Origin of the sequence: Parvibaculum sp., assembly GCF_030694575.1 — a bacterium.
In the GTDB taxonomy this organism is placed as follows: domain Bacteria; phylum Pseudomonadota; class Alphaproteobacteria; order Parvibaculales; family Parvibaculaceae; genus Parvibaculum.
The window spans coordinates 25,772-33,667 of record NZ_JAUYUS010000004.1; the positions used below are offsets into that span (position 1 = coordinate 25,772).

7 protein-coding genes and 1 tRNA gene are annotated in these 7,896 nt (G+C 64.3%); 3 read left to right on the forward strand and 5 right to left on the reverse strand.

What is annotated here, in order from left to right; translation table 11 throughout:
* Positions 1-9: 9 nt before the first annotated feature.
* The gene (locus Q8S60_RS00705) at positions 10-732 is read right to left on the reverse strand and encodes a YafY family protein (protein ID WP_305275607.1); all 723 of its coding nucleotides are present in this window, start codon (positions 730-732) and stop codon (positions 10-12) included.
* Between the two features lie 106 nt (positions 733-838).
* Here Q8S60_RS00705 and Q8S60_RS00710 point away from each other — a divergent pair, with 106 nt between their 5' ends.
* The gene (locus Q8S60_RS00710) at positions 839-1,579 is read left to right on the forward strand and encodes a glutathione S-transferase family protein (RefSeq protein WP_305275606.1); all 741 of its coding nucleotides are present in this window, start codon (positions 839-841) and stop codon (positions 1,577-1,579) included.
* A 64-nt stretch (positions 1,580-1,643) separates the two neighbouring features.
* Here the strand turns inward: Q8S60_RS00710 and Q8S60_RS00715 are convergent, their stop codons facing one another.
* From Q8S60_RS00715 to polA, 3 genes are all read right to left on the reverse strand, one after another.
* Positions 1,644-1,922 carry a hypothetical protein gene (locus Q8S60_RS00715; RefSeq protein ID WP_305275605.1) on the reverse strand — a complete coding sequence of 93 codons (279 nt, stop codon included), beginning with the start codon at positions 1,920-1,922 and terminating at the stop codon, positions 1,644-1,646.
* A gap of 70 nt (positions 1,923-1,992) precedes the next feature.
* A complete protein-coding gene (locus tag Q8S60_RS00720) occupies positions 1,993-3,042 on the reverse strand; it encodes a hypothetical protein (protein WP_305275604.1) in 1,050 nt (349 codons plus the stop codon).
* A gap of 14 nt (positions 3,043-3,056) precedes the next feature.
* Entirely contained in the window at positions 3,057-5,945 is a 2,889-nt protein-coding gene (polA, locus tag Q8S60_RS00725; RefSeq protein ID WP_305276402.1) for a DNA polymerase I, read from the reverse strand.
* A 182-nt stretch (positions 5,946-6,127) separates the two neighbouring features.
* On the opposite strand from polA, the gene Q8S60_RS00730 reads away from it, so the two are divergent.
* Positions 6,128-7,129: an ABC transporter ATP-binding protein gene (locus Q8S60_RS00730; protein ID WP_305275603.1), complete on the forward strand. Its 1,002-nt coding sequence runs from the start codon at positions 6,128-6,130 to the stop codon at positions 7,127-7,129.
* A gap of 3 nt (positions 7,130-7,132) precedes the next feature.
* Here the strand turns inward: Q8S60_RS00730 and Q8S60_RS00735 are convergent, their stop codons facing one another.
* On the reverse strand, positions 7,133-7,633 hold the full coding sequence (locus Q8S60_RS00735; protein ID WP_305275602.1) for a PAS domain-containing protein: 501 nt from the start codon (positions 7,631-7,633) through the stop codon (positions 7,133-7,135).
* 163 nt (positions 7,634-7,796) lie between these two features.
* Between Q8S60_RS00735 and Q8S60_RS00740 the strand changes: the two genes are divergently transcribed.
* Positions 7,797-7,873 (forward strand) — tRNA-Arg (locus Q8S60_RS00740).
* The last annotated feature ends 23 nt before the right edge of the window (positions 7,874-7,896 follow it).

Genomic DNA, 7,896 nt, shown 5'->3' on the forward strand with positions numbered 1-7,896 from the left:
GAGGGACCGTCAGTCGGCGTGAGGTTGCGGCAGGCCGCTGTAGGAACTCTCGCTCGGGCGGGCGATGAAATCTTCTATCGTCTTGCCCTTCTCATCCGCGAAAACCTCTTCCGTCACCTTCATCGTGCCGATGCGCTCGATGCGGAAGGTGCGGAAGTCGTTGCGCTTCTCGCACCAGGCGGCGAGCATCCAGAAGGGCCCGAAGAAAGCGAGACCAAGCGGGCGCACGGTGCGGCGCGATTTCTCGCCCGACAGCGCCTCGTAGTCGATGGACAATTTGCGGCGCTCGCGGATCGCGCGGCGGACGGGCGAGAGATGGCGGCTGTAACCGTCCTTCTGGCTTGTGCGGCCCGGCGCGACGGTGACGCGCGTGGTTTCCGCGATGCGCTCCAACCGCTCCGGCAGCACGGCTCTTATCTTGGCGACGGCGGCATCGGCGGCCTGGGTGAAGGCGGCGTCGCCCCAGGCCCGCACCATGCGGGCGCCGAAGACGAGGGCCTCGATCTCGTCTTCGGTGAACATGAGGGGCGGCAGCTCGTAACCGGAGCGCAGCACATAGCCGAGGCCCGCCTCGCCCTCGATCGGTACGCGGCTCGCCTGCAGGTCGGCGACGTCGCGGTAGATGGTGCGGACGGAAACTTCGAGCTTTTCCGCAAGTTCCTGTGCGGTGACCACGCGCTTGTTGCGGCGGAGAAACTCGATGATGTCGAAAAGACGGTCGGCGCGGCGCATCGGGACCTCCTTCATGCGGGCGCACCATCGCAGATCGCTGCTGACGGCATGCTGTCAGTAGTGTGTCAGTATGTTGGTATCCGTTCAATCAACGGAGGTCCCTGCCATGATCCGCCTTCACATTTTTCCGGCGCGCCTGAAGGGCACGCCCAATCCGAGCCAGTTCTGCGTGAAACTCGAGACGGCGATGCGGCTTGCGGGTGTGCCGCACCGGGTCTGGTACGAGACCAACCCCGCCAACGGGCCAAAGGGAAAGCTTCCCTTCATCGAGATCGAGGGAGAGCGGATCGGCGATTCGACGCTCGTTCTCTACCACCTCAAGGAAAAGCTCGGCGTCGATCTCGACCGGGAGCTGAGCGATACCGAGAGAGCGCAATCGCACATGCTGCAGCGGATGGTCGATGAACGGCTCTACTGGGTAATCGTTCACAGCCGCTGGGCCGACGAGCGGAACTGGCCGACGGTGAGAGAGGTTTTCTTCGGCGGCCTGCCCTTCCCGCTGTCCTGGATCGTGCCGCGCATGGCGCGCAAGCAGATGTGCGCCGCGCTCCACGCACAGGGGACGGGACGCCATACGAGCGAGGAAATATATGCGCTCGGCGCGACGGACCTCGCCGCTCTTTCAACGATGCTGGGCGACAAGCCCTTCTTCTTCGGCGACAAGCCGACGATGGCGGATGTGACAGTGTTCGCCTGCCTCATCAACATCGTCGGGCCGGAACTCGCAAGCCCGCTCCGGGATGCCGCGCTCGGCCATGACAACCTGATGCGGCACACGGACCGTATGGGCGAACTCCATGCATCGAAGAGGCAGAGGCAACCGATCACGCTGACGCTCGCGGCCTGAACGACAAGGCCCGGAAGGAGAAATCCTTCCGGGCCATTGGCTGAATGCGTTCGGCGCCTTGCCGCTATTTCTTCTTTTTTGCGTGGCTGTCGCGACCGTCGCCGGCATGGGTGCCTGTCCAGGAAGGCGGGTCAGAGGCCGGGAAACTTTCCTCGATCGTTTCGTCGACGCTGTCTTCTTCCGCCGACCGTTCCTTTTCGGCTTTCTCGGCCTTCTTCACGGCGCGCTTCGCATCCTCTTCGGCGGAGGCGACGCCGCTCGTCCATGCGGGCGGGTCGGATGCGGGGAAACTTTCCTTGTCGGCCTCGTCGACTTTTTTCCGGTCGTCCTTCGGCGTCGGCATTGGCGGTCCTCCGTCTGTTAACGGCGTATCCCGGAATCACATAGGCCGAAAGCGGCGCGCGGCAAGCGTGTCATCCAACCAGCGCTTCAAGAGCGATATTGACGGCGCCCGCGCCGACCCAGGAGCCGAGCGGGATCGCCGCGTAGAGGAGGAGGCGGCCCGCCGTCTGAAGGTCGAGCGGCCATTCGCGCATGCGTTCCAGCCGTCTTTCGAGCGCAATGAACGCGGTGAGCATCAGCGCTGCTTCGCGCGCCGCCTCGCCGCCTTCGCGGAAGGCTCTCTCGTTACGGCGGATTTCGCTACGCAGCCGGGCGAGATCGCGGTATTTGGCCTGCCGGATGACGCGGTGCGAGCGCAGCATGGGACGGGAGAAGACGAAGAAGGCCGCGGCAAGCGTCAGGACCAGAGCAGGCGCGGTGATGCCGTCCGCGTCCTGCCCGACCAGCAACAAGGCGACGACACCCGATACGGCAAACCAGGGCAGCGCGCCGCGCAAAGCCACGCGACCGAAGGCATCGAGTTGCGAGATATCCGACAGGTCCGGCTCGAGCCCCTTCAGCGCATCCGAGAAAAACCTTGTATCGCCCCGCAGGAAATAAATGCGCCGCAGCAACTGCATGACGAGCAGCGAAACGATGCACAACATCCAGATGTCGACCGGCGTTTCGAATGCGGGCCAGCCGTTCTGCCGGAGACCCAGCACGGCGATCGAATAGAGAACGGCCCCCGCGACGAAACCCGCGAGCCCCGCCAGTCGCGAGCGGGAAAGCTCCCTCGGCGTGACGCCAAGGGCGTGGCGCTCGACCTCGGCCGCGGTGATATTGGGGGCGAGCCCGACCAGGAGGCGCGCGTCGCGCAGGTTTCCGGCGACCGTGTAGCGGCCGATGCCGAGAATCGCAAACCAGAGAAGCGAAAGGGCAAGCGCCGCCCAGGCATGACTCGAGAGAGAGACCTCATCGGGACGAACGACAACAATGGCGACGCCGGAAAGAAAAGCCGTGAGAAGAAAACTCGCGAAAAAAAGGGCCGAGACGACGCCGCCAATCAGGAAGGGGCTGACGGGAAGCGCGTCGGCGAGCGCGTTTTCCCAGCTCTTTCTGCGTTGATCTTCGCTATCCATATCGCCGCCTTTTGCTAATGCGCTTCGTCCCAGTTTTTGGCGGCGCGGGCATCGACATCGAGCGGCACGGTGAGCGCAACGGCGGGCGCGGCGGCATCCGACATGATGCGCGAGACGGTTTCGCTCGTCTTTGCCGCTTCCTTTTCCGGCACTTCGAATATCAATTCGTCATGGACCTGCAACAGCATCCGTGCGGCAAGCTTCGCATCCGCCAGAGCCTGCGGCATGCGGATCATGGCGCGGCGGATGATGTCGGCGGCCGAGCCCTGGATCGGCGCATTGATGGCGGCGCGTTCCATGAAACTTCTTTCGGCCGGGTTCTTCGAATTGATCGCCGGCAGGTGGATACGGCGGCCGAAGATCGTTTCGACGTAGCCGTTTTTATGGGCGAAGTCCTTGGTGTCGTCCATATAGGCGCGGATGCCGGGGAAGCGCTTGAAGTAGCGGTCGATATATTCGCCTGCTTCCTGGCGCGGGATGCCGAGCTGGTTTGCGAGGCCGAAGGCGGAGATACCGTAGATGATGCCGAAATTGATCGCCTTGGCGCGGCGGCGGACGCTCTGGTCCATGCCCTCGATCGGCACGCCGAACATTTCCGACGCCGTCATCGCATGAATATCGAGACCTTCGGAGAAGGCTTTCTTCAGCGCCTCGATGTCCGCGATATGAGCGAGCAGGCGAAGTTCGATCTGGCTGTAGTCGGCCGAGATGAGGAGGTTGCCCTTTTCGGCGACGAAGGCCGTTCTGATTTTCCGGCCGTCTTCCGTCCGCACCGGAATATTCTGCAGGTTCGGCTCGGTGGAAGCGAGACGGCCGGTCGATGTGGAGGCCAGCGAGTAACAAGTGTGGATGCGGCCCGTCTGGGGGTCGATATATTCCGGCAGCGCATCCGTGTAGGTGCTTTTGAGTTTCGACAGGCCGCGCCAGTCGAGTACGCGCTGCGGCAACTCATGCCCTTGCGCCGCCAGCGCCTCCAGCGTGTCCGCGTCCGTCGACCAGGCGCCGGTCTTGGTCTTGCGGCCGCCTTCGAGGCTTTGCTTGTCGAAGAGGATTTCGCCGAGCTGCTTTGGCGAACCGATGTTGAAGCGCTCGCCCGCGAGTTCGTAAATCTCTTCCTCGTATTGCGCCATCTTCTGCGCGAAGTCGCCGGAGAGGCGCGCAAGCACCGCCTTGTCGACCTTGACGCCGGCGCGCTCCATCTCCGCGAGAACGGGGACGAGCGGGCGTTCCAGCGTTTCATAAACCGTGATGCGATGCTCTGCGACGAGGCGCGGCTTCAGGATGTGCCAGAGGCGGAGCGTGACGTCTGCGTCTTCCGCGGCATAGGCCACGGCGCGGTCTATCGGCACCCGGTCGAACGTGATCTGCGCCTTGCCCTTGCCCGCGACTTCCGCGAAGGCGATAGGCTTGTGATTGAGATGGATTTCGGAAAGCTCGTCCATGCCGTGGCCATGAACGCCCGCATCGAGCGCGTAGGACATGAGCATGGTGTCATCGAGGCCGCGGAGCGCGATGCCGTGCTGGCGGAAGACGGCGATGTCGAATTTGAGGTTCTGGCCGATCTTCAGGATGGACGGGTCTTCGAGCAGCGGCTTCAGGCGGGCGACCGCGTCCTTCAGCGGTATCTGCGGCTGGCCGGCAGCGTCGGCGAAATCGAGCCCGCCGCCAGCGCCATGCTGCAGAGGCACGTAGCAGGCCTCACCCGGTAGCAGCGACATCGAGACGCCGACGAGGCGCGCCTGCATCGGAAAGAGGCTGTCGGTTTCCGTGTCGACGGCGAGAAAGCCCTGCTCATAGGCGCGCGCGATCCATTCGTCGAGATCGGGGAGCGTTGTCACCGCCACATAATTCGCGTCGGCAAAATCGGCGTCGATGCCCTTCGGCAAGACGCCCGGCGTGCCGCCGCGCGCGGTGCGCGTAACCGTCTGCTTGTCTTTCTTCGGCGCTTCGTCGCCGACGGTGGCGACGGCGCCGTCCGTCTGGAGCGGATGCTTGCCGGCGGCGGGAATGGCATCGACGTCGATGTTGAAACGCTCGCCGACACGGCGCGTCAGCGTGTTGAATTCCATGTCCTTGAAGAACCCGATCAGCGTTTCGGGATCGGGCTCGCGGATACCCATGCCCTCGAGCGGCTCTTCGAGGGGGACGTTGTTGTCCAGCTCGACGAGGCGGCGGGAGATGCGGGCCTGTTCCGCGAAGGCGAGGAGATTTTCGCGGCGCTTCTGCTGCTTGATTTCGCCGGCGCGGGCGAGCAGCGTTTCGAGATCGCCATATTCGCCGATGAGCTGCGCCGCCGTCTTGATGCCGATGCCGGGAACGCCGGGCACGTTGTCGGTGGAATCGCCCGCCAGCGCCTGCACTTCGACGACTTTCTCCGGCGGTACGCCGAATTTCTCGATCACCTGTTCGCGCGCGATCGTCTTCAGCTTCATGGTGTCGAGCATGTCGACATTGTCGTTCACGAGCTGCATCAGATCCTTGTCGGAGGAGACGATGGTGACGCGGGCGCCCGCTTCATGCGCGAGGCGCGCATAGGTGGCGATGATGTCGTCGGCCTCGTAGCCCTTCTTCTCGATGCAGGGGACGCCGAAGGCGCGGGTCGCGTCGCGCACCAGCGCGAATTGCGGGCGCAGGTCTTCCGGCGGCTCGACGCGGTTGGCTTTGTATTCGGGGTAGATGTCGTTGCGGAAGGTCTTGGCGGCGGCGTCGAAAATGACGGCAAGATGCGTCGGCTCGAACTCGTCCTTGGTGTCCTCGATGAGCTTGTAGAGCATGTTGCAGAAGCCGGCGACGGCCCCGACCGGCATGCCGTCCGATTTCCGCGTCAGCGGCGGGAGGGCGTGATAGGCGCGGAAAATATAGCCCGAACCGTCCACCAGGAAGAGGTGGTCGCCTTTTTTCAGCGACCTTCCGGTCTTTTCCGCCATTGCCGTTTCCGCCTTGCCGCTTGCCACACGCCCTGCCTTTCCTATCTATAGTGCCTCACCGTCCCCGGCCTCGGGGGCCGCCACTATAGCGCGTACCGCGCGCCAAAAAGAACCGGCCCCGAAGCCAAGCCTGAAAAGTTTCAGAAAAGAGCCCGCTCATGGCCCATTCGCTTGCCGACAATGAAGACAGCCTCGAAACCCGCCTGCCGCCGGAGCCGGCGCCCCGCACGGGGACGCGCAACGCCATCGAGGCGCGGAACCTGCGCAAGGTCTACAAGGCGAGCGGCGCCCAGCCCGCCAAGGAAGCGCTGAAGGGAATCGACCTTGCGATACCGCGCGGTTCGATCTTCGCGCTGCTGGGGCCGAACGGCGCGGGCAAGTCCACTTTCATCAATATTCTTGCCGGGCTCGTGACGAAGACTTCCGGTTCGGCCTCGATCTGGGGCTTCGACATCGACGTCAATCCGAGGCAGGCGCGCGCTTCCATCGGCGTGGTGCCGCAGGAGCTCAACATCGACCCGTTCTTCACGCCCGCCGAGGTGATGGAGATGCAGGCCGGGCTCTATGGCGTGCCGAAGCGCGAGCGGCGGACGATGGAAATCCTGAAAGCGATGGGGCTCGACGACAAGGCGGACGCCTACGCGCGGACGCTTTCGGGCGGCATGCGGCGGCGGCTGCTGGTGGCGAAGGCGATGGTGCACAACCCGCCGGTGCTCATTCTCGACGAGCCGACGGCGGGCGTCGATATCGAGCTCAGACGGCAGCTCTGGGACTATGTGAAGGGTTTGCACGCGCGCGGCACGACGATCGTGCTGACGACGCATTACCTCGAGGAAGCGGAGGCGCTGTGCGACACCATCGCGATCATCGACAAGGGGCAGGTGGTGGCCTGCGAGCCGAAGGAAACGCTGCTGGCGCGGATCAGCGACAAGCGGCTGATCGTGCGGCCGGCGACGCCCGCGACGCAACTGCCGGCCGCGCTTGCCGGCATGAAGGCGGAAGTGCGGGCCGACGGCGCGATTTCGGTCCAGTACAATCCGGCGGAGACGAGCGTCATGGCCATTCTCGGGCAGTTGAGCGCGGAAGGCATGGAGATCGTCGACATCTCGACCGAGGAATCGGACCTCGAGGATGTGTTCATGCAACTGACGTCGCACTAGGCTTCAGGCGGAGGCGCGCTTCACCAGTTCGCCCATCACCATATCGACCGAGCCGCTGCCCGTGGTGAGCGGCATGAGCACCGCCTCGAGCGCCGTGGGCTGGCCGGCATTGGCGAAAACGGCCTGGCCGTGAAGGCGGAGCGGGCGGCGCAACTGGCAGACGATGCCGAAAACCTTGGCGACGGCGGCGGCCGATTTTTCCGACATTTCATGTTCGAGCGTCCGGCCCGTGTAGTCGCGGGCGAACAACTCGTTCAATGCCGTGCCCATGAGGCGGACGCGGAAATGCGGGAGCGCGAGCGCGGGCGGCGTCGCGTCGACCAGGAAGACGGAGGGAAGGTGGCTGACGATGTCGGCGGGGCTTACATCGGCGCGCGCGGGAAAGGGCTTGCCGACACGCTTGCCCTCCCAATAGGCCAGCATTTCACGGAGGCGCCCGTCCTGAAAGGAGAGCAGCGGATCGATATACACGTCGAAAGGCGCAAGCCTCAGGGGCTCCGACATGGAACGCAGAACTCTCACGGTGTCCGCCTGGCGCGAACGGGTTTCACGGGGGCCCCTCTCCTATAGGCGAATTCGCGAGGGCCGCCAAGGACCGGAGATTGTCAGGGCCGACGGTTTGTTCTACCTTGCGCCCGCTTCGCCGGACGGCCCTTGCCCGGCCCTGGCACCCGTAGCTCAGCTGGATAGAGCGCTGCCCTCCGAAGGCAGAGGTCACACGTTCGAATCGTGTCGGGTGCACCACTTCCCTGCCCGGTTTATCCCCG